The sequence below is a fragment of the Phyllobacterium chamaecytisi genome, assembly GCF_020164455.1.
GTDB lineage: Bacteria > Pseudomonadota > Alphaproteobacteria > Rhizobiales > Rhizobiaceae > Phyllobacterium > Phyllobacterium chamaecytisi.
On the sequence record NZ_JAIQWW010000021.1, the window covers coordinates 1 to 19,999 of the forward strand.

Genomic DNA, 19,999 nt, shown 5'->3' on the forward strand with positions numbered 1-19,999 from the left:
CGGCACCGTGCTCTTCATCAAGCGCGGCATGGGTTCGGGTTATGCCGGCGTCGAGAACGAACTGTTCTTCCGCGACAACACCATGATGCTCTTCGCCGACGCCAAGAAAATGGTCGAAAATATCGTCAAGGCACTCGATCACTGAAGCGGATCATTCGAGTTAAAAAAGGCCCGCCAGACTTGGCGGGCCTTTTTTTTTGATCAGATCAGTATTTGCAGTTTCTGTGTAAGCAGCCTCTCGAAGGTAGCCAGTCTACCCGCGGCAATCTTCTCTGCATTGTAAAGCGACACCATCGAAAAACGGGCCTTTGGAGCACATGTACCAATGATGGCGCGGGACAGGATTCTCCGAACGGGGCGGAACATGATGAACCAGTCGATCCACCAGGGCGAGCCAAGAGTTGTGATCGCAAAGCAGGACTGCAGCTGTGTGAGCTTCGGGATCATGCGGCCGAAATCAGGCGTGTGATCATAGGCAACGCCGGGCACGAATACCCGATCGATCCAGCCCTTTAGAATGGCGGGAAGCCCGAACCACCATGTGGGGAAGATGAGGACAAGCACATCGGCAGTTCGAAGCGCCTCGGCGTCCTCGGCAACCGCACTCGCATCATGCTCGGCATAATAGCTCCGCCGTTCGCTTGACGTGAGGCGAGGATCGAAATCACGCTCGTACAAATCGACGATCCGTAGATCGTGTCCTGCGTCAGCAATCAAAGAAGCAGTGAGAGATGCAAGATGCGCACAAAGACTATTCTTAAGCGGATGAGCCAGGACAACGACAAAGCGTTTGCCCTTGGCGTGCATCAAGAAGTCTTGCGTGTGCGAGCCAGACCGTCGCGTGCGGGCTTGTAATTGGGATCCAATTGCACGGCCCTGGCGTAGGATTTTGCAGCGCGGGCTTTGTCGCCGCGATGTTCATAGATCAGCGCCTGATTGGCCCAACCCTCTGCGATGTCACCATCAAGTTTGATTGCGGTATTAAAATCATCGAAGGCGTTGTCATCGTCGCCAAGCGCGACGTAGGAGATTCCGCGACCGTTATAGGGCTCGGCGGCATCGGGCTGCAGTGAGATTGCCGTCGAGAAATCCTCGATCGCCTGCTTGTGCTGGTTGCGCGCCTGATAGATCAGGCCGCGGTTGTGATAGGCGCGTGCGTCCGTCGTGCTCAACTGGATGGCTTGGTTGAAGTCATTCAGGGCCTGATCCAGTTGTCCTTGCTGGCGATAAAGGTTGCCCCGGCCAATATAGGCCGCATCATATTGCGGATTGATCTGGATTGCCTTGCTGTAGTCCGCCGCTGCCTGTGCCGTGTTACCCATGTTGCGATAGACGAGCGCGCGATTGGCGTAAGCTTGGTAGAAGTTGGGGTTGAGCTGCAGCGCCGTATTGAAATCCTTGATTGCGTCGCTGTTCTTACCGGCACGACCATAGGCCGATCCGCGGACATTATAGGCTTCCGGGTCTTTCGGATTGTTGCGGATAACGTCGTTGAGCGAGCTGATATTCTCGGTAGAACCCTGCGCCTTGTCGATACCAGTCATGTCGGTAGTCGAGGTGCTCTGGCATCCGGCGATCATGAGCGTGAGAACAGAGGCAATGACGAGTCCCGTGACACGCACTGTTTTAGGGGCCGCCCAGATTGCGCGATGTGAGGCCAGTTCAACCGGATGTGTCATGTCTTATGTGTCCCGTTCAATGAAAAGCCGTAGAGGCTTTATTGTTCCGATGGCACCAAACGAAAAAGGGCGGTGTGACGCGAGCCACTCCACCCCGTAATCGGGTCAAGGCGTCGATGAAACGAAGATCAACGAGCCGCTGAAGCGCGAACCGGTGTCTTTTTCACAGGCATCGGAAGAAGGCCTTCGCGCTGAGCCTGCTTGCGAGCAAGCTTGCGGGCACGGCTGATTGCCTCTGCCTTCTGGCGGGCGCGCTTGATCGAAGGCTTTTCGTAATGATCATGCATCTTCATTTCGCGGAACATGCCTTCGCGCTGCATCTTCTTCTTGAGAACGCGGAGAGCCTGATCAACATTATTTTCGCGTACGAGTACCTGCACGTTTTATCCTGTATCTCTTAGAATTTCGTTGAGCCTGACCTCAATCCCCAATCCTTGATTATGGGACAACAAACCAGACTTCGCGACGGTCATCCATCGCAAACTAGGGTGGCCATTATCAGAAAGCTCGGGGTATGTCCATGGTTCTGTTGCGGGCAATGGCGGATATTCGGATAGAAATGTCCTCGTCCCTCGTAATTTTAGATTAACCGGCATGCAGCGCCAATCTCCGTCGCAAAATGGCAAAAGAGCTTTAAGCGGATACGATACTGATGCATAAAAGCATGATCCTCGCTTTCAAAATCGATGTCGATTTCTGAACAGGCCATGCAAGTAAACTGGTTTGAACAATAGCTGTGCGATGGCTCAATTGCTGGGCCAAGTTGCTGGGAACGAATGATGCGGAAATATTCGGTGTTTGCCTTGGCCCGCGAGGCCATGCGTGCCCATAAAGGCTGGGATCAGCAATGGAGTTCGCCCGAACCCAAGCCGGAATATGACGTCATCATAGTTGGCGCGGGCGGACATGGGCTGGCCACCGCATACTATCTTGCCAAGGAGCACGGCATTACCAATGTCGCCGTTCTTGAAAAGGGATGGCTTGGCGGTGGTAACACCGGCCGCAATACGACAATTATCCGGTCCAACTATCTCTATGACGAATCCGCCGGTATCTACGAGCACGCTGTAAAGCTTTGGGAAGGTCTCAGCCAGGACCTCAATTACAATGTGATGTATTCGGCGCGCGGTGTAATGATGCTGGCCCACAACATCCACGACGTGCAGGTGTTCAAACGCCATATCCACGCCAACCGGCTCAACGGCATAGACAATGAGTGGCTGACCCCGGAACAGGTCAAAGAGTTCTGCCCGCCAATCAATCTTTCATCGGATGCCCGATATCCGATAATCGGCGCAGCGCTGCAACGGCGTGGTGGCACCGCCCGGCACGATGCCGTTGCCTGGGGTTACGCCCGTGCAGCAGCCGATCGCGGCGTGCATATCATCCAGAATTGCGAAGTGACGGGAATTCGCCGCGCACCCAACGGAGCAGTTGTGGGGGTCGATACCAATCGCGGCCCGATCAATGCCAAGAAAGTCGGCGTTGTGGCAGCTGGTCATACCTCCGTCATTATGAACATGGCCGGCGTGCGTATGCCGCTCGAGAGCTATCCGTTGCAGGCGCTGGTATCCGAGCCGGTGAAGCCGCTTATTCCCTGCGTGATCATGTCTAACACGGTTCACGCGTATATTTCGCAGTCAGACAAGGGTGAGATGGTCATCGGTGCGGGAACCGACCAGTACACGTCCTATTCGCAGACCGGTGGTCTCCACATCATCAACCACACGCTCGATGCGATCTGCGAGATGTTCCCGGTTCTTACACGATTGAAAATGCTGCGCTCCTGGGGCGGCATTGTCGATGTGACGCCGGATCGCTCGCCGATCCTGGCCAAGACCCCTGTGTCCGGGCTCTATGTGAATTGCGGCTGGGGCACCGGAGGTTTCAAGGCGACGCCGGGCTCGGGCAACGTGTTTGCCCATACGATCGCTCGCGATGAGCCGCACCGCATCAACGCGCCGTTCACGATCGAGCGGTTTACCACCGGGCGCCTGATCGACGAGGCCGCCGCCGCTGCCGTCGCGCACTGATTTGAGGCCGTGAACTTATGGATATGATCGAAATGGCGCCTGAAACGGCAAGAAGATGCGAGGAGAAGCGTGAGGGGCGGGGTCTTTCCCCCGGCCGAGCGGTTCGACACTGCAGCTTGCAGCCGTTTCGGCGTCTGGAGGATATGGTCTTTTCGGCCGGCTACTTTGTCGCAAAGGCTCGAAAATGGATAAACATTTCCATCGCCTTCGCTCCTCGTATCCGAACGAAAAGCCTCATACCATTTCGACCCTATCCATAAGTTTACGGCCTAAGAAACGAGATAGAACCATGCTTCTCATCAAATGCCCTTATTGCGAAGAAGAGCGCCCGGAACTCGAATTCCGCAATGCCGGGGAAGCGCATCTCGTGCGCGCCAACCCAATCATAGAGCAGTCGGACGACGATTTTGCCGGTTTTCTCTATTTTCGCCAGAATCCCAAGGGACTGCAATTCGAGCGCTGGCGTCATATTCATGGCTGCGGCCGGTTCTTCAATGCGGTGCGCGATTCTGTCTCGGACAAATTCTTGACGGTCTACAAGGCCGGCGAGCCACGCCCGGATCTCAACACCTTGCTGTCACCGGTTGCTGCCGAACCCGAACCGCCTGCGACGAAACGTACCCGTGCCAAGAAAGTGGAGGTTTAGGACCATGAGCACCGCCAACCACTCCGGCAGCAACCGTATCCCGGGCGCAGGCCGTTTGACCCCGGCGAAGACCGTTCGCTTTACATTTGACGGGCAGAGCCTGACCGGCCTCGAAGGCGACACGCTGGCTTCAGCGCTGCTCGCCAACGGTATTCATCTTGTTGGTCGCTCGTTCAAATACCACCGGCCGCGCGGCATTCTTTCTGCCGGCAGCGAGGAGCCGAACGCGCTGGTCGATATCGAGCGCGACAAATCGCGCAAGCAGCCGAACGTGCGTGCAACCGTGCAGGAGATTTACGACGGTCTTAAGGTCAAATCACAGAATCGCTGGCCGTCGCTGACCTTCGATATCGGCGCGATCAACGATGTTTTCTCTCCGATGTTGCCCGCAGGATTTTACTACAAGACCTTCATGTGGCCGAAGTTCGCGTGGAAGACGATCTATGAGCCGAAGATTCGCGCCGCTGCGGGGCTCGGCGTCGTTCCGGGCGAGCCAGACACCGATCGCTATTCCAATCGGTTTGCCCATTGCGACCTGCTGGTCGTCGGTGCGGGTGCCGCTGGTCTGACTGCAGCGCTCAGCGCAGCGTCGACTGGAGCAAACGTGATCATCTGCGACGAGCAAGCCGAGCCAGGCGGTGCACTGCGTTATGAAAGCGATGTGATCATCGACGGTGTCCAGGGCTACGAATGGGCAGCCGCAGCGATTGCGAAATTGCGCGCGATGAACAATGTCACCGTCCTGACCCGTACGACGGCGTTTGGCTACTATGCCCAGAATTTCGTCGGTCTGGTAGAGCGCATCAGCGACCATCTGAGCAATCCGGCGTCCGATATGCCGCGTGAGCGGCTCTGGCAGATTCGGGCGAAGAAGGTCGTGCTGGCCACGGGCGCCATCGAGCGTCAAATGGTCTTTGCCAACAATGATCGGCCGGGTGTCATGCTGGCGTCGGCAGCGCGAATATTCCTCAATCAGTATGGCGTTGCCATCGGCCGGAAGGTCGGTGTCTACACCTCCAACGACTCGGCCTATGCGGCGGCGATCGACCTCAAGCGCGCCGGTATCGACGTCCCCGTTATCGTGGATACGCGCGACAATCCAACACCGGCCGTCGTGGACGCTGCCCGCTCGCTCGATATCGAAGTCCTGACGGGCCACGCCGTTTTCAGTGCCGGTGGCAAGCGGCGCGTGTCATCGATATCCATCCAGCGGACGAGGGGCGGTAGCGAACGCAAGGTCGCCGTCGATGCATTGATCATGTCCGGCGGCTGGACACCATCGGTGCATCTGTTTTCGCAGTCCCGTGGCAAGGTCGCCTGGGATGCGGCAAACGAGCGCTTCCTGCCGGGCACCTACGCGCAGGAATGCGTTTCGATAGGAGCCTGCAATGGAACCGACGGTTTGCAGGCAACGTTAGACGAGGCTTTTGCAGCGGGCGGAGGCAAGGGCAAGGCTATCGTTGCGACTGGTGGCACCAATTGGATTGGCGGCATGATTGGCTCGGCGCCCGGCGCCGGCGCTGACACAACTGTCAAGGCTTTCGTCGATTTCCAGAACGACGTTACGGCCAAGGATGTGCGGCTTGCAGTGCGTGAGGGCATGCACTCGATCGAGCATGTCAAACGCTTTACCACCAATGGCATGGCAACCGATCAGGGCAAAACGTCGAACCTGCACGGCCTCGCGATCGCTGCCGAGGCTCTGAACCGGCCGATCCCCGCAGTTGGCCTGACGACATTCCGCGCTCCGTTCACGCCGGTTACCTTTGGCGCGATTGTCAATCATGCGCGGCATGATCTGTTCGATCCGACCCGCCGCACGCCTGTGCACGGCTGGCACCAGACGCAGGGTGCTGCCTTCGAGGACGTCGGCCAATGGAAACGTGCCTGGTACTACCCGCAGGCGGGCGAAGACATGCACACTGCGGTCAATCGTGAGTGCGTTGCCGTGCGCAATCAGGCTGGCATCTTCGATGCATCAACGCTCGGCAAGATCGAAGTGGTCGGCCCGGATTCTGCGAAATTCCTTGGGCTGCTTTATACCAATCCTTGGGAAAAGCTTGGCGTCGGACGCCTTCGCTATGGAATCATGCTGCGCGAGGACGGCTTCATCTACGATGACGGTGTTGTCGGGCGGCTGGCAGAAGACCGTTTTCATGTGACAACGACGACCGGCGGCGCACCGCGCGTCATGCATCATATGGAAGACTATCTCCAGACCGAATTTCCGCATCTTGATGTCTGGCTGACCTCGACGACCGAGCAATGGGCGGTGATTGCCGTGCAGGGCCCGAAGGCCCGCGAGATCATCGCACCACTGGTCGAAGGCATCGATATGTCGAACGAGGCCATGCCGCATATGAGCGTTCGGGAAGGCAAGATCTGCGGTGTGCCGACACGGTTGTTCCGCATGTCGTTTACCGGCGAAACGGGCTATGAAATCAACGTGCCGTCCGACTATGGCCGGGCCGTCTGGGAGGCCGTCTACGAACGGGGCAAGCCTTTGGGCCTGACGCCCTATGGCACCGAAGCGATGCATATCCTGCGCGCCGAAAAGGGCTACATCATCGTTGGCCAGGATACGGACGGAACCGTTACACCGCAGGATGCGGGGCTGACCTGGGCCATCGGCAAGAACAAGACGGACTATGTTGGCATTCGCGGCCTTTTGCGGCGGGACCTGGTAGCCAATGGCCGCAAACAGCTTGTCGGTCTGAAGACGGTTGATCCGACTACAATTCTGGAAGAGGGGGCGCAGATTGTCGCCAACCCGCACCAGCCGGTACCAATGACCATGATCGGTCACGTAACGTCGTCCTATTGGTCGGAAAATTGCGGCCGCTCCATCGCTTTGGCCCTGGTTATCGACGGATCAAAGCGGCTTGGCGAAACGCTTTACGTACCGATGCCGAATGGCGTGATCGAAGTTGAAGTCACCGGCACCGTATTTTTCGATGAGAAGGGGGAGCGCTTGAATGGTTGAGATCGTCCAGGCAACACGACGTCATCCGCTGCAGGCGGGCCAGCTGGATGTCGCTTCCGTCTCGGTCACCTTGGCGGATAACGCGACCCGTGTTTCGCTTCGCGCCAAGGATAATGCCGTTAGCGCGCTGTCCAAGGCTCTGGGTGTGACACTACCCATGAAGCCGAAGACTACCGCGACCAATGGCGGGCGTGCAGCACTCTGGATTGGCCCGGACGAATGGCTGATCATCGACAATGCCGAGAGTGGTGTTATTGCCGATCTTGCCAAGGCGAAAGTGCTGCATTCGGCGGTCGACATTTCACATCGCAACGTCGGGATCATCGTGAACGGCAGAGGAGCCGCCGCGGTCGTCAACGGCGGTTGCCCGCAGGACTTGTCGCTGAAGGCTTTCCCCATGGGTGCCGCGTCGCGGACAGTACTCGGCAAGATCGAGATTGTCTTGTGGCGGACAGGTGAAGACGCTTTCCGTGTTGAATGCTGGCGGTCATTCTCGAATTACGCCTATGCATTTCTGCAGGAATCCGCGCGAGACGTTGCTATCTAGCGCCTTCTGATTTTTCCTATGTCAAAGAACAGGGTGTGCTTCCCCCTTGCCACGCCCGCTTTCGCGTCTGGCCATTGTTTGGATGTTGGGAAGACGGGCGGTCGTCGAAGCGCGTCTTTGTAGATAAATAATGCGATCCGAAGACCGCCCGCTAACGTTTTCCCCCTGCCGGCCAGCTTCTGCTTGTTCCGCGGGGCGAGTGGATGAACGCCTGGAGTCCGGGCCCATCGTCGCCGTCGGTGCAGTGTCCGCACGATTGGCGTTGGCGTCAACAATGGAGGCAATATCTGCCTGTGGGCGCAGATTGACCTCCGAAGACGAACAGGTCGGCCAGCGCTTGGGTCCGTTGCCCGCCCGCTGACACGCCGTCCTTCCCCACTTTCGAACGGCTCCGGAAGCAGCTCCCCATGGAAAGGACACGGATAGAAGAATAACCGAGGTTTGGAGAGCGTGGATAAATGGCCATGGACTTTCAGCGAACGAAGCGCAGACAGCCGATGCCGATTATCTCTCCCCTTGCGGGAGAGAAAGCGATTTCAGCATCTTAGCCCTTGCTAAGTGCTAGAAATCGCAAGTGAGGGGATTTGCGATAGCGGGCAAACTTATCCCCTCTCTTGGATTTTCTAAGGGTTAGCTGCGCTAACACCAAGAAAATCCTTTCTCCCCCACAGAGGGGGAGATAAGGGAGTACAAACCGTAGCGATTATATGCTAGTGGCGCTCAACTTTGGACGGTCCACCACAATTGCGCCGCCGTTCGCCCCAATGAGATGCCCGGTGGCTGCAGTCTTACGCGGTCTCTTCGCACAGAGAATCGTGATGGCTGTTAGAAAGCGTCTGGTTATCAATTTTACCGGCTATGAAGGGTTGCATCCTGACAGGGTGCGCGGCCGGTATTTGAACAGCTCCGCCGACTTCAGCCGCCTCTGGAATGCGAAGACGAAGACCGGACCGATGCTGGCCGAGGGGTTGAACATCGCTTCGATGCATATCGAGACCACCGGCGCAAATTGGCAGACCGAAACGGAATTCTGCCAATATGGCAGCGCCGATATTTTCGACGCCTACGCTGCGAGAAACGTGGCGACGCGTTTTGCCACGGGGCTCATGGCATTCCTCGATATCATCTTGAGTGGTACGTTCTTTCGCTATCTCTGGACGAGTTGGCGGTTCTGCATCTTCTTCCTGTGGCCGTTTGCCTTCGCCTGCTTCGTCACGCTGGTGACAATCTGCCTTGGCCTGTTGCCATTGTTGGGCGGGTTCAACGCACTACATCTGATCTGGACAATACCACTGGCATTGCTGTTCGGCCGGCTGCTGGTCCGTTGGCCAGGCGACAAGGTGTTCTTCTCCTATCTGCTAGATGATTGGACCGCCGCCTCCGATCGTATTCACCACCGCAATCCGAGACTGTTGCAACGCAGACGCGAGTTTGCGGAGCATCTCGTGCATAAATTGCAAACGAGTGATGCCAATGAGGTTGTAATCGTCGCGCATAGCCTTGGGACGGTTCCTGCCGTGGAGGCCATAGCCGATGTCTGGCGCAGCAACCCGCAACTTCTAAAACAAAAGCCTGTATCTCTGCTGGCCGCAGGCTCATGCCTGCTGATGATCGCCTTTCATCCGCGCGCGACGAGCTTGCGCGAAGATACAAGGGTCGTCTTCGAGGAGACGCCGGTGCTCTGGGCCGAATTTCAGACCATCACCGATATCATTCATTTCTATAAGTCGGATCCCGCAGCTGCTCTTGGAATAACCCCGCTCGACCAGCCGATTATCCGGCAAGTTCGTTTCAAGAATATTCACAGTGCTACGCGTTATGCGCGTGCGAAGGCCAATTTCTTCAAGATGCATTTGTTGTTTCTGAAGGGCGCACAAATCCGCAATCCTTACGATATGGGGATGTTCGTGCAGGGCCCGTTCGCATTCAGGGATCTTGTGACGACCTATCGGGAAAGTGGTGTGCCGCTTGATGCAGCCGGCGCCTTCATTTGACGCCGGTTCAATCCATTTCCGGTGGATGCTCGAGCACCGCGATAGTCAGCCAATTGGCGACGAGCGCGGGCTTGAGCGAGTTTTCGATCTCGAGCGTTACTTCATAATTGTTGAGAACACGGCCCGAAGGGCGGATATCGGCATCCACGAGCTTGAAGCGGGCACGTACGCGCTTGCCGGATTTTACCGGCGCCATGAAGCGCACTTTGTCGAAACCGTAATTGATGCCCATAGTCGCGCCTTCGATCATCGGGAGCGCCTCATAGGCCAATGTCGACAGCAGCGAGATCGTCAGAAAACCATGGGCGATAGTGCCGCCAAAGGGCGTTTCCGCGGCGCGTTCCGGATCGGTGTGAATAAACTGATGATCATCGGTTGCGTCAGCGAACAGATTGATCATCTCCTGGCTGACGACGCGCCACTCCGAGCAGCCGATTTCGGTTCCGATGGCCGCCGTCAGTTGCTTGAGCGTAACCGCTTCTTTCATAATCCCGTTTCCAACTGCATTCTCGAAACTGTTCGATAGACCGTTGCGGCCAGATTGTCATCCCTCAAGAATTTGAGACTAAGCGGTCCACTGCTTGATGTCGTCGCGCTCGCCGATCAGTGCAAGGCCGTGAGCAATCGACAGAAGTTCGCCGCCGCTCTCGATTCGATCGTGGTCGAACCGCTCTGTAAAAATGCGACGGACCGCCGGAACGAAGGATGTACCTCCGGTCAGGAATATCTTGTCGATATGGGCAGGAGAGGTCTTCGTCTTTTCGAGCACATCATCAAGCGCGCCTTCGATACGTGCCAGATCGCTGGCGATCCAGCCTTCGAAGTCGGAGCGGCGGATAGTCTTGTGGCCCCCGCGCCCGAGAGGTGCAAATTCGAACGCCGCTTCGTCTGCCGATGAAAGCGCTATCTTGGTGGCAGACACGGCCTGATAGAGCGGATACCCTTCGTCGTGGTCGACCAGATCAACAAAAATCTCCAGCTTTTCCGGCTCAAGGCTGTCACGCACGAGTTTTTTCAAAGCGGCAAACTCGCGCGAGGTCTTGAAGATAGAAAGCTGGTTCCAGCGGCCGAAATTCGCATACCACGAGGCGGGGACTTCGAGGGTCTTGTCGAAGCTTCGAAACAAGCTGCCTTTGCCTATCTGCGGCGCGACGATCTGGTCGATCATGCGATAATCGAAATGGTCGCCGGCAACGCCTACGCCAGAATGGCCGATCGGTGTCGCGCTGAGCTTTCCGGCCGATGTTTCGAAGCGAATGATCGAATAGTCGGTCGTGCCACCGCCGAAATCGGCGACGAGCACCGTCGCGTCGGATTTGAGATTTTGGGCGAAATAGAATGCTGCTGCAACTGGCTCATAGACGAAGTGGATTTCTGGAAATCCAAAGCGCGTCAAGGCTTCGTTGTAGCGCTCGGTCGCCAGCGTCGGATCTGGATTTGCGCCGGCGAAATGTACGGGGCGTCCGGTGACCACACGCGTGATGTCCGAAGGCCAGTTGTCGTCTGCATAGACTTTGAGGCGCCGCAGGAATATCTCCATCAGGTCCTCGAAAGTCTGGCGCTTGGCGAAGATCAAAGTGCCCTGGAACAGCGCACTTGCGGCAAAAGTCTTGATGGATTGCAGGAAGCGGCATTCGCCGGGATGGTCGATAAACTGCCGGATGGCTGCATGTCCGGCCTCGACTTTCAAAGCGGATGCGCCTGCGAGGGGATCCTTCATAAAGGACAAGGCGGTTCGCATGCTGTCGGCGGTGCCGGCCGCACTGGTGAAGGCCAGCGAGCGGGTCGACGATCCATCGGCCAAGGCCATAACCGTATTTGTCGTGCCAAAGTCGAAACCCAGCGCCTGAGCCATGGCAGCGCTCCTTTTGTACCGGAAATTGAGTGGTCGAGAATCTATGAAGGGCCGCGCAAAACACCGCCTCGAATGGGAGCGCGCGTCATGGCATAGCGGGGCGGTGGATGCAAGAGACCTAGGCTTGAACGTGCGGATGTTCGGTATTTTTGATGAAATCCACAAAAGCCCGAAGCGGTGCAGGCATATGTCTGCGGCTCGGATAGTAGAGACGCGGGCCCGTAAAACTCTGCCACCAAGGGTCAAGCACAGGGACAAGCTCGCCGCTGGCGATGGCCGGGCTCAAATATTCCTCAAATGTATAGATCAGCCCGATACCGGCAATGGCAGCGCCAATGCCGATGTCCGCAGTCGAGGCAATAAGCGGACCTTTGGGCGTGATTTTTAACAGCTTGCCGTTTCGCTCGAATTCCCAGTTTAGAACCACGCCACTGGCAAAGCGGTGACGTATGCAAGCGTGATGGATGAGATCGCGTGGATGCTCGAGCTTGCCGTTGTTTGCGAGGTACGATGGTGCTGCCGCAACCATGAAGCGCTGGGTGCGGGGGCCTATCGGGATTGCGATCATATCGCGCTCGATGCTTTCGTCATAGCGTATCCCCGCATCAAAGCCTGCCGCCAGCACATCGATGAAAGTGTCGATGGCTGAAATCTCCAGCGTGATTCCGGGATGTGAGGCAAGGAAGCGGTTGATGATTGGCGGCAGGATCTTCTGCGCCACGACGATCGGCACATTGAGCTTGAGCGTGCCGGTGGGGCTGTCGCGAAAATTATTGAGAGCATCGAGCGCTCCGGCAATCTCTCCCAGCGCCGGGTCAAGACGTTCGAGCAGCTGCGTTCCGGCCTCGGTTGGTGTGACGCTGCGCGTTGTGCGGTTGAGCAATCGCACGCCAACACGCGCTTCCAGCCGGCGAATGGCTTCGCTCAAAGAGGACGGCGACACACCGCGGATCGCGGCCGCCGCGCGGAAACTGCGCGTATGCGCGACCGCTACCAAAGCACCAAGGTCGGATAGGTCAGGCTCATTCATTGTGCATTTTTCCAAACAACCCGTACACAATAGACGGGATTATCGCACAAACATAGTTGTTTTATATTGATCGGCAACGTTGAAAAACCGGAGTTAGAATATGCAATATCGTCAACTTGGAAAAACCGGACCGCGCGTTTCCGAAATCGGTCTCGGCTGCATGGGCATGTCGGGTATTTATGGACCCTCCGATCGCGCCGAAAGCATCGCGACCATTCATGCCTCGCTTGATGCAGGAATCAATCTTCTCGATACGGGGGATTTCTACGGCCAAGGCCACAATGAGCTGTTGATTGCCGAGGCCTTGAAGGGCAAGAAGCGCGAAGACGTGGTCATCAGCGTCAAATATGGCGGTCTTCGCGATCCCGCGGGCGGTTGGTCCGGCTTTGATGCGAGGCCGCAAGCGACCAAGAATTTCCTCGCTTATTCGTTGCAACGCCTGGATGTCGACTATATCGACATATATCGGCCGGCAAGACTCGATCCCAATGTGCCGATCGAAGATACGATTGGTGCGATCGCCGACATGGTCAAGGCCGGTTATATCAAGCATATTGGCCTGTCCGAGGTTGGTTCGGCAACCATCCGGAAGGCCGCGGCCGTGCATCCGATCGTCGACCTGCAGATCGAGTATTCGCTGATTTCGCGCGGCATCGAGAATGGTATTCTCCAGACCTGCCGCGAACTCGGGATCGGGATCACCGCCTACGGGGTGCTTTCACGCGGTCTGATCAGCGGGCATTGGAAAAAGGGTAACACGAATCCGGGCGATTTCCGCACGCATAGCCCGCGGTTTCAAGGGGACAATGTCGACAAGAACCTGGCGCTGGTCGAGGCCCTGCAGAAAATTGCAGCCAGCAAGGGTGTGACGGTGGCGCAGATCGCCATCGCCTGGGTCGCGGCGCAGGGCGAGGACATCATACCGGTGATCGGTGCGCGACGGCGCGACCGGTTGAGTGAAGCGCTGGGCGCACTCGACATCAAGCTTACGAGAGATGACCTAGGCGCTATCGAGAATGCCGTGCCCAAAGGCGCCGCCGCCGGGACGCGCTACGCCGAAGTGCAGATGGCACATCTCGACAGCGAAGTTGGCGCTCACCATTGAGTGCATATCCCGGAAGCAGCACTGTTTCCGGGATATTTTCTTGTGACTACATGGGTGGAACGACGCCGTTCGTGCCGACGACGACGCGTTTTGAGGTGAGGGTGCCATCGCTGTCCTTCTCGGCAGCGACGAAGACGGTAGCACCGGGCTTCAGATCGTCCTTTGTGGCCTGTGCAAGGGTAACGATCGGCGTGCCGTCAGGAACGGCGATCTTCTTTTCGCCGCCACGATAGGTGACCGTAAGGGTGCGGCCATCGACGTCCTTGACAGCATCTGCGACTGTGGCGTTTGTCATGCTGCTATTCGGCTTCAGATCCCATGGACGGTCGCCTTCACCTGTGCCCTTGAGTGCAGCAGGAAAGATCACCACCTCAAGCGCGCTGTTGCCCCCTTCACTTTTAGGCACGTTGGTTATCCCGACGAAATCGCCCTTCTTGATGTCATCAAGCGACGCCTTGGCGACGCCGCCGACAACCCAGCCATCACTCAAGGTGACGGTTGCATCCGGTCCCTCGCGCGTTTTCACGACAATGGATGTGTCGTCAAAGCTCTCGATTGTTCCACGGACATTGGCCCTGTTGGACGCCTTCGTCGTCATGGTTGACTGACCCTTCTTCATCATGCTTTGAGCGCTGGCCTCCAGCGGCAGCGCCATCGCCACGCCAGCGGCCAGAGCCAGTATCGGAAGGGTCGATCTCAGCATTTTCATATCCATGACTTTGTACTCCTGTATGCACAGGCGTCCGGCGGGCGGGATTACCCAGCCGGTTTCGGCGCCTGTTTTTCCACGTGTCCGCCAAACTCACGTCGCATGGCGGACAGGATCTTGTTGGCGAAGTCGGCATTGCCGCGCGAAGAGAAGCGTTCTTGCAGGGCAGCGCTGAGAACGGGTGTCGGTACGGCCTCGTCGATCGCGGCCATGACGGTCCAGCGGCCTTCACCCGAATCCGAGACGCGCCCCTCATAGCTCGCGAGCGCGGGATCGCCATGCAAGGCATCGGCTGTGAGGTCGAGAAGCCACGAACTGACGACGCTGCCGCGACGCCATACTTCGGCAATGTCGGGCAGGTTGAACTCGTACTGGTAATGCTCGGGGTTCTGCAACGGCGTTGTTTCGGCATCGACCTCATGCGAGCGCAGGCCGATATCCGCATTGCGCAGAATGTTGAGGCCTTCCGCATAGGCAGCCATCAATCCGTATTCGATGCCATTATGGACCATCTTGACGAAATGTCCGGCACCATGCGGCCCGCAATGCAAGTAACCCTGATCGGCCGTGCTGCCGGCGACCGGGTTCTCCAGACGGCTTGGGGTTTCGGGTACATTGCCTTTGCCAGGAGCAAGGGCGGCAAAGATCGGGGAGAGGTGTTGAACGATATCCTTTTCGCCGCCGATCATCAGGCAATAGCCGCGTTCGAAGCCAAATATACCGCCGCTCGTACCAACATCGACATAGTGGATGCCGCTCGCTTTCAACTCGCCGCTGCGGCGGATGTCATCGTGATAGTAGGAATTGCCGCCATCGATGACGATATCGTCCTTGTCGAGCAGCGGCACCAGTTGCGCCAGAACCTTGTCAACGACTGCAGCGGGCAACATCAGCCATACGGCGCGGGGCTTTGTCAGCGTCGAGACAAATTCCTGCAGCGACGTGCTGCCCTTGGCGCCGAGGCTCTGCAACTCCACCATGCTCTCGGCACGCGTATCGTAAACCACACAGTCGTGACCATGCTTCATCAGGCGTTGCGCCATGTTGCTGCCCATACGCCCCAGTCCAATCATACCAAGCTGCATCTCGAATCTCCGCCGAAGGGTTGGAATTGTTCAGGAGGCTACACCTAAACGGCGACAGGGCAATGCCACCGACAACGTAGGTCGGCGTATCTGGCGGCACAAGCGACGCACGTGGTCATAAGATCGTGATGGAAGACCATGGCCGGGGGACAGTGCCCTACGCGGCGCCGGCCTATCTGGACAGGCAGCTGTGGCGCGGGCTGGCATGGGTGTTGCGGCGCTACCCTGCTATCTCGCCGACCCTGATCCGGAACTTCGGCGCGTCGGTTCCCCACTCCCCGACATGGAGGTTTCCTTGTGGCTGCTTACACATCCGGACCTCAGGCGCGTCGCCCGGACCCGAACCGTTCTCGACTTTCTCGCATATCATCTCGGTAAACGGCGCGCGCTGATTGAGGGGCGCGAGCAGAGCAAGTGAAACAGTGTCCAGCGGCCCGATGCAGTGTCTGGGGTTCAGATGGTGGGCGTGACAGGGATTGAACCTGTGACCCCTACGATGTCAACGTAGTGCTCTCCCGCTGAGCTACACGCCCATCTGACGGGCGCATACACCATATTGAATTGGCTCCGTCAATAGCTGTAGGGAGAACTTATCAGGCTTTCTTCACAAGAAGGAACGAATGCCGCAGCCTATCAGGCTGCGACAAGCATTTTCTCGATTTCATTGACAAGATCGCGCAGGTGGAACGGCTTGGAAAGCACCTTGGCGTCTTTCGGAGCCTTCGAATCGGCATTGAGCGCCACGGCAGCAAAGCCAGTAATGAACATGATCTTCAGGTCGGGATCGATTTCCGAAGCGCGGCGCGCCAACTCGATACCGTCCATTTCCGGCATGACGATATCGGTTAAAAGCAGTGAAAACGGCTCTTCGCGCAATCGATCATAGGCGCTGGCGCCATTGTCAAAATGCGTGACGTGATACCCCGCTTTCTCCAGCGCCTTGACCAGAAAGCGCCGCATATCGTTGTCATCTTCCGCAAGAAGGATTCTCTTCATCAGTCCGTCCGAATTGGTTAGCACCCGATCATCCCCAGATCAGCGTCCATCACGATTCAAGAAACGCTTTTTTGGTAAAGATCGCGTGAATGATTTGCTAGAAATAAGCGTGAACGCTGCAAAAGTCGAGGTGCCGTTTCGCGGGAAAAGCACCCCAACAGGTGTAACTTGCATACGTCAGAAAGTTGGTCATGGTGGACCGTTGGTCAATTCCATCTGAAGGAAACTTGATCTAGAGTGGTACCATAAACAGTAGTGAACCTTCGAAGTGAGCGATGACGGCCGAGCGTGATTTTCCTGACAGCCTGCCTTACGAATTGCGGCAACCGTCCGATCAACGCATTCCGTTCGTTTTCAATTCACCCCATAGCGGACGATATTATCCGGCCGCCTTCCTGCAGCAATCGCAACTCGATCCGCACACGATCCGGCGTTCGGAAGATTGCTTTGTCGATCAGCTGTTTGCCTCAGCGGTTATGATCGGCGCACCCTTGGTGGTGGCGCATTTTCCACGGGCCTATCTCGATGTGAACCGCGAGCCTTACGAGCTCGATGCTAAAATGTTTTTTGAACCGCTGCCCTCGTACGCCAATGGGCATTCCGCCCGGGTTGCGGGTGGTCTGGGCACAATTCCGCGCCTTGTCGGCGAAGGGCAGGAAATTTATGCGCATAAGCTCCACATCGATGAGGCGCTGAGCCGTATAGAAACAATCTACAGGCCATATCACGCGCTCCTTGGAGATATTCTCGTTAAAACGCGCGAACGCTTTGGCTATGGCGTCCTTGTCGATTGTCATTCGATGCCGACAGGCATTCGTTTTCCAGAAAGCGGTATGCGCCCGGATTTCATTATCGGCGACCGGTTTGGCACAAGCTGTGCGCCAGAGCTTGCAAACGCAGCGATCCAGCTGCTTCGGGAGATGGGCTATGTGGTCGCCCACAACAAACCTTACGCGGGCGGTTATATCACCGAGCACTACGGGCGGCCACTCAAGCAGTTTCATGCCCTGCAGATCGAGGTCAATCGCGGTCTTTACCTCAACGAACACAGTTACGAAAAAAAGGCAGGCTTCGATCAGCTGCAGCGGGATATTGCACTTTTTCTACGGGATCTCGTGTCGCTACCGGATTTCTACTTCCTGGATACGCCGCTTGCTGCCGAATAGCGTCTTACCAGCAGCAGATTTTTAAACAAAAAAAGACCGCGCGTAAGCGCGGCCCAAGTCTAGGGAGGAAACGCCCAAGGAGGGCATAGACAGGTCGCCCTGTCCGTGTATCAATCTATGCTGCGCCGCACAAATGTCAAGTGTTTTGTATGTTTTTTTGGGCACCATTATTAATTGCCTAAAAAAAATGCAATAAACTGGCCGACACGGCAGGAAAATGAGGATATTTTAATCGTGAGGAGCTATTTTGGTCATTGAGCTTTCCTTTTTGAAGCAAATCGCCGGTGTCGCAGCAGAGCAGACGTTGCCGCGATTCCGCACGATTTCGCTCATCGACAACAAATATCAGACAGGCTTCGACCCTGTTACAGAGGCGGACCGAGAGGCTGAAAAGGCGATTCGCAAACTGATCAACGCCAGTTTCCCGGATCACGGCATTCTCGGCGAAGAGTTCGGCGGCGAGAACCTCGATCATTCGCATGTCTGGGTGATCGACCCGATCGATGGTACCCGCGCGTTCATTTCCGGTATTCCTGTATGGGGAACATTGGCTGGTCTTACCATCGATGGGGATGCAGTGGCGGGGCTCATGGCCCAACCGTTTACCAATGAGCTGTTCATGTGTGACGGTGACGCTTCATGGTACGAGGGTCCGGGCGGTATTCGCCGTCTCGAAACGCGGAAAACGACCGAACTTTCCGAGGCCACACTGTTTACGACCACGCCGGCAATGTTCAAGGATGAGAAGCGCGCTGCCTATGATCGGGTCGAACAAAGCGTGCGGCTCGCGCGCTATGGCACGGATTGTTATGCCTATTCGATGCTGGCTGCGGGGTTCGTCGATCTCGTTGTCGAAACCGGCCTGCATCCCTATGACATCGTGGCGCTTGTTCCGATCATCGAAAAGGCTGGTGGTGTGATCACCACGTGGGATGGAGGTCCGGCGGAGAAGGCCGGCAATATCGTTGCTGCTGCGACGCCCGAACTGCACGCCAAGGCTCTGGAATTGCTCAACCGTTGACGTTCTATTCCGTCTCGCTGCCGGTGCCGGGAATGAAGGCGTCGAACGCGGCAAAGAATTGCTCGCGATAGAAATCCTTCTCCTGAAGGATTTCATGCTTGGCGCCATCTATTGTCAGCAATGTGGAATTGCGCAGTTGCAAGGCATAACGCTCGATCGCCGGAGTGGAGACGACGCTGTCGGCTCCCGCTGCAACCATCAGCATGGGAATCCGGATCGTTTCGATGAATTCCGGCCGACTGATCTTTTTGATCGCTTTGGCGGCTGCGACGATCCAGCTTGCCGTGGGCCCACCGATAGCGAGTTCTGGCGCTTTTTCGAGAATCTCGCAATTGCGCAGGTAACGCGCCGCATCGGACGTTACTTCATTGAAGTCAAAGGGCTTTATCTGATGCGGACCGCCAAGCATATAAGCCCGGCCAAGTCCTGCATAACGAAGTGTGCTCGCGCCAACCCGCGCAATCGTCTTTCTGGCGCGGCTGCCATTGATATCCAATAGCGGCGCGATCAGTACCATCCGGCGGATGCGGTTCGAAAGGGCTGGGGCGGCCAAGAGGGCCGCAAGCGCTCCGGTGGAATGAGCCAGGATGTAGAATGGCCCGCGGCAATCGGGCAAGAGAACGCCTTCGAACAATTGTTCGAAATCGACCGCGTAGTCGTCAAAGCTTTTTACATAGCCTTTTGCGGCATTTTGCAGGAGCCGGCTGGATGCACCTTGGCCGCGCCAGTCGAATGTCGCAACTGTAAAGCGACGGTTAGCGACGTCGCGGACCGTCTCGAAATATTTCTCGATGCACTCATTACGGCCGTGCAGGATGATGACTGTGCCCTGCGCAGGCTGGGCACTGGCCGGGGTGATGGTATAGCGGAGTTCCTTGCCGTCGCGAAGACTCAGCGAATCAACGCGTGTACCGGACGGGATAGGATTGGATGAAGTTTCGACAAGCGGTCTGATCATTTGGTCTGGTCAATTCCTCGCCGCCAATAGTCTCTGCCTGTGATAAAATGTGGCGCTGCAAAGGTCAAACCGCAGTTGGAGCATTTCCGTTTTTCTTCGAATCGCGGAATTGCTCTAACTCTTTGTTTTACGCAATCCCGGACGGTAAATCGGTTCCCACTTTTTCTTGGGATTGCACTAGAAAAAAGAATG

At 56.8% G+C, this 19,999-nt stretch carries 19 protein-coding genes, 1 tRNA gene and 1 pseudogene; 10 read left to right on the forward strand and 11 right to left on the reverse strand.

The annotated features are described in order from the left end of the window. Nucleotides 1–145: NAD(P)(+) transhydrogenase (Re/Si-specific) subunit beta (locus LB462_RS25150; protein WP_224506381.1), on the forward strand; the 145-nt coding region annotated here is incomplete at its 5' end. 56 nt (nt 146–201) lie between these two features. On the opposite strand, the gene LB462_RS25155 is transcribed toward LB462_RS25150, so the two are convergent. The 3 genes from LB462_RS25155 to rpsU all read right to left on the reverse strand — a co-directional run bounded on the left by LB462_RS25155 (nt 202) and on the right by rpsU (nt 2,059). Next, complete coding sequence (locus LB462_RS25155; RefSeq protein WP_224513700.1) at nt 202–807, reverse strand: NAD(P)H-dependent oxidoreductase; 606 nt, start codon at nt 805–807, stop codon at nt 202–204. Further along, on the reverse strand, nt 807–1,580 hold the full coding sequence (locus LB462_RS25160) for a tetratricopeptide repeat protein (protein WP_370637300.1): 774 nt from the start codon (nt 1,578–1,580) through the stop codon (nt 807–809). Before LB462_RS25160 ends, LB462_RS25155 begins: the two co-directional genes overlap by 1 nt. A gap of 227 nt (nt 1,581–1,807) precedes the next feature. Next, nucleotides 1,808–2,059: a 30S ribosomal protein S21 gene (gene rpsU / locus LB462_RS25165; protein WP_112532314.1), complete on the reverse strand. Its 252-nt coding sequence runs from the start codon at nt 2,057–2,059 to the stop codon at nt 1,808–1,810. Nucleotides 2,060–2,458: 399 nt separating this feature from the next. Here rpsU and LB462_RS25170 point away from each other — a divergent pair, with 399 nt between their 5' ends. From LB462_RS25170 to LB462_RS25190, 5 genes are all read left to right on the forward strand, one after another. Further along, nucleotides 2,459–3,712, forward strand: coding sequence for a sarcosine oxidase subunit beta (locus LB462_RS25170; RefSeq protein WP_224513960.1), 1,254 nt, complete (start codon nt 2,459–2,461; stop codon nt 3,710–3,712). A 289-nt stretch (nt 3,713–4,001) separates the two neighbouring features. Next, nucleotides 4,002–4,358 carry a sarcosine oxidase subunit delta gene (locus LB462_RS25175; protein ID WP_224513704.1) on the forward strand — a complete coding sequence of 119 codons (357 nt, stop codon included), beginning with the start codon at nt 4,002–4,004 and terminating at the stop codon, nt 4,356–4,358. A gap of 4 nt (nt 4,359–4,362) precedes the next feature. Further along, nucleotides 4,363–7,341 (forward strand): sarcosine oxidase subunit alpha, encoded by a 2,979-nt coding sequence (locus tag LB462_RS25180; protein WP_224513706.1) that lies wholly within the window; start codon nt 4,363–4,365, stop codon nt 7,339–7,341. After that, a complete protein-coding gene (locus LB462_RS25185) occupies nt 7,334–7,888 on the forward strand; it encodes a sarcosine oxidase subunit gamma (RefSeq protein ID WP_224513707.1) in 555 nt (184 codons plus the stop codon). The genes LB462_RS25180 and LB462_RS25185 overlap by 8 nt, the downstream gene beginning before the upstream one ends. A gap of 818 nt (nt 7,889–8,706) precedes the next feature. Next, nucleotides 8,707–9,882, forward strand: coding sequence for an alpha/beta hydrolase (locus tag LB462_RS25190; RefSeq protein ID WP_224513709.1), 1,176 nt, complete (start codon nt 8,707–8,709; stop codon nt 9,880–9,882). Nucleotides 9,883–9,889: 7 nt separating this feature from the next. Here LB462_RS25190 and LB462_RS25195 read toward each other — a convergent pair whose 3' ends face one another. From LB462_RS25195 to LB462_RS25205, 3 genes are all read right to left on the reverse strand, one after another. Beyond that, the gene (locus LB462_RS25195; RefSeq protein WP_224513711.1) at nt 9,890–10,369 is read right to left on the reverse strand and encodes a MaoC family dehydratase; all 480 of its coding nucleotides are present in this window, start codon (nt 10,367–10,369) and stop codon (nt 9,890–9,892) included. A 78-nt stretch (nt 10,370–10,447) separates the two neighbouring features. After that, entirely contained in the window at nt 10,448–11,737 is a 1,290-nt protein-coding gene (locus LB462_RS25200; protein WP_224513713.1) for an Hsp70 family protein, read from the reverse strand. A gap of 118 nt (nt 11,738–11,855) precedes the next feature. Further along, complete coding sequence (locus LB462_RS25205; RefSeq protein WP_224513715.1) at nt 11,856–12,767, reverse strand: LysR family transcriptional regulator; 912 nt, start codon at nt 12,765–12,767, stop codon at nt 11,856–11,858. A 100-nt stretch (nt 12,768–12,867) separates the two neighbouring features. Between LB462_RS25205 and LB462_RS25210 the strand changes: the two genes are divergently transcribed. Further along, the gene (locus tag LB462_RS25210; protein WP_224513716.1) at nt 12,868–13,872 is read left to right on the forward strand and encodes an aldo/keto reductase; all 1,005 of its coding nucleotides are present in this window, start codon (nt 12,868–12,870) and stop codon (nt 13,870–13,872) included. Nucleotides 13,873–13,918: 46 nt separating this feature from the next. On the opposite strand, the gene LB462_RS25215 is transcribed toward LB462_RS25210, so the two are convergent. Then, complete coding sequence (locus LB462_RS25215) at nt 13,919–14,587, reverse strand: hypothetical protein (RefSeq protein ID WP_370637292.1); 669 nt, start codon at nt 14,585–14,587, stop codon at nt 13,919–13,921. Between the two features lie 41 nt (nt 14,588–14,628). Next, a complete protein-coding gene (gnd, locus tag LB462_RS25220) occupies nt 14,629–15,666 on the reverse strand; it encodes a phosphogluconate dehydrogenase (NAD(+)-dependent, decarboxylating) (protein WP_224513719.1) in 1,038 nt (345 codons plus the stop codon). Nucleotides 15,667–15,838: 172 nt separating this feature from the next. On the opposite strand from gnd, the pseudogene LB462_RS25225 reads away from it, so the two are divergent. Beyond that, a pseudogene (locus LB462_RS25225) lies at nt 15,839–16,084 on the forward strand (LysR substrate-binding domain-containing protein); the annotation flags it as partial. 40 nt (nt 16,085–16,124) lie between these two features. On the opposite strand, the gene LB462_RS25230 reads toward LB462_RS25225, so the two are convergent. Both LB462_RS25230 and cpdR read right to left on the reverse strand, forming a co-directional pair. Further along, nucleotides 16,125–16,199 (reverse strand) — tRNA-Val (locus tag LB462_RS25230). A gap of 100 nt (nt 16,200–16,299) precedes the next feature. Continuing rightward, complete coding sequence (gene cpdR / locus LB462_RS25235) at nt 16,300–16,662, reverse strand: cell cycle two-component system response regulator CpdR (protein ID WP_008124673.1); 363 nt, start codon at nt 16,660–16,662, stop codon at nt 16,300–16,302. A gap of 275 nt (nt 16,663–16,937) precedes the next feature. Between cpdR and LB462_RS25240 the strand changes: the two genes are divergently transcribed. Both LB462_RS25240 and hisN read left to right on the forward strand, forming a co-directional pair. After that, a complete protein-coding gene (locus tag LB462_RS25240) occupies nt 16,938–17,828 on the forward strand; it encodes an N-formylglutamate amidohydrolase (protein WP_224513723.1) in 891 nt (296 codons plus the stop codon). A gap of 247 nt (nt 17,829–18,075) precedes the next feature. Beyond that, nucleotides 18,076–18,849 carry a histidinol-phosphatase gene (hisN, locus tag LB462_RS25245; protein ID WP_224513724.1) on the forward strand — a complete coding sequence of 258 codons (774 nt, stop codon included), beginning with the start codon at nt 18,076–18,078 and terminating at the stop codon, nt 18,847–18,849. Between the two features lie 4 nt (nt 18,850–18,853). Here hisN and LB462_RS25250 read toward each other — a convergent pair whose 3' ends face one another. After that, the gene (locus LB462_RS25250) at nt 18,854–19,807 is read right to left on the reverse strand and encodes an alpha/beta fold hydrolase (RefSeq protein WP_224513727.1); all 954 of its coding nucleotides are present in this window, start codon (nt 19,805–19,807) and stop codon (nt 18,854–18,856) included. Nucleotides 19,808–19,999: the final 192 nt, after the last annotated feature.

What these genes read in the sequence shown, in the direction of transcription:
- LB462_RS25155 (WP_224513700.1), bottom strand. Translation starts at nt 807, where the DNA reads ATGCACGCCAAGGGCAAACGCTTTGTCGTTGTCCTGGCTCATCCGCTT.
- LB462_RS25160 (WP_370637300.1), bottom strand. Translation starts at nt 1,580, where the DNA reads ATGATCGCCGGATGCCAGAGCACCTCGACTACCGACATGACTGGTATC.
- LB462_RS25170 (WP_224513960.1), top strand. Translation starts at nt 2,459, where the DNA reads ATGCGGAAATATTCGGTGTTTGCCTTGGCCCGCGAGGCCATGCGTGCC.
- LB462_RS25175 (WP_224513704.1), top strand. Translation starts at nt 4,002, where the DNA reads ATGCTTCTCATCAAATGCCCTTATTGCGAAGAAGAGCGCCCGGAACTC.
- LB462_RS25180 (WP_224513706.1), top strand. Translation starts at nt 4,363, where the DNA reads ATGAGCACCGCCAACCACTCCGGCAGCAACCGTATCCCGGGCGCAGGC.
- LB462_RS25185 (WP_224513707.1), top strand. Translation starts at nt 7,334, where the DNA reads ATGGTTGAGATCGTCCAGGCAACACGACGTCATCCGCTGCAGGCGGGC.
- LB462_RS25190 (WP_224513709.1), top strand. Translation starts at nt 8,707, where the DNA reads ATGGCTGTTAGAAAGCGTCTGGTTATCAATTTTACCGGCTATGAAGGG.
- LB462_RS25195 (WP_224513711.1), bottom strand. Translation starts at nt 10,369, where the DNA reads ATGAAAGAAGCGGTTACGCTCAAGCAACTGACGGCGGCCATCGGAACC.
- LB462_RS25200 (WP_224513713.1), bottom strand. Translation starts at nt 11,737, where the DNA reads ATGGCTCAGGCGCTGGGTTTCGACTTTGGCACGACAAATACGGTTATG.
- LB462_RS25205 (WP_224513715.1), bottom strand. Translation starts at nt 12,767, where the DNA reads ATGAATGAGCCTGACCTATCCGACCTTGGTGCTTTGGTAGCGGTCGCG.
- LB462_RS25210 (WP_224513716.1), top strand. Translation starts at nt 12,868, where the DNA reads ATGCAATATCGTCAACTTGGAAAAACCGGACCGCGCGTTTCCGAAATC.
- LB462_RS25215 (WP_370637292.1), bottom strand. Translation starts at nt 14,587, where the DNA reads ATGGATATGAAAATGCTGAGATCGACCCTTCCGATACTGGCTCTGGCC.
- gnd (WP_224513719.1), bottom strand. Translation starts at nt 15,666, where the DNA reads ATGCAGCTTGGTATGATTGGACTGGGGCGTATGGGCAGCAACATGGCG.
- cpdR (WP_008124673.1), bottom strand. Translation starts at nt 16,662, where the DNA reads ATGAAGAGAATCCTTCTTGCGGAAGATGACAACGATATGCGGCGCTTT.
- LB462_RS25240 (WP_224513723.1), top strand. Translation starts at nt 16,938, where the DNA reads ATGACGGCCGAGCGTGATTTTCCTGACAGCCTGCCTTACGAATTGCGG.
- LB462_RS25250 (WP_224513727.1), bottom strand. Translation starts at nt 19,807, where the DNA reads ATGATCAGACCGCTTGTCGAAACTTCATCCAATCCTATCCCGTCCGGT.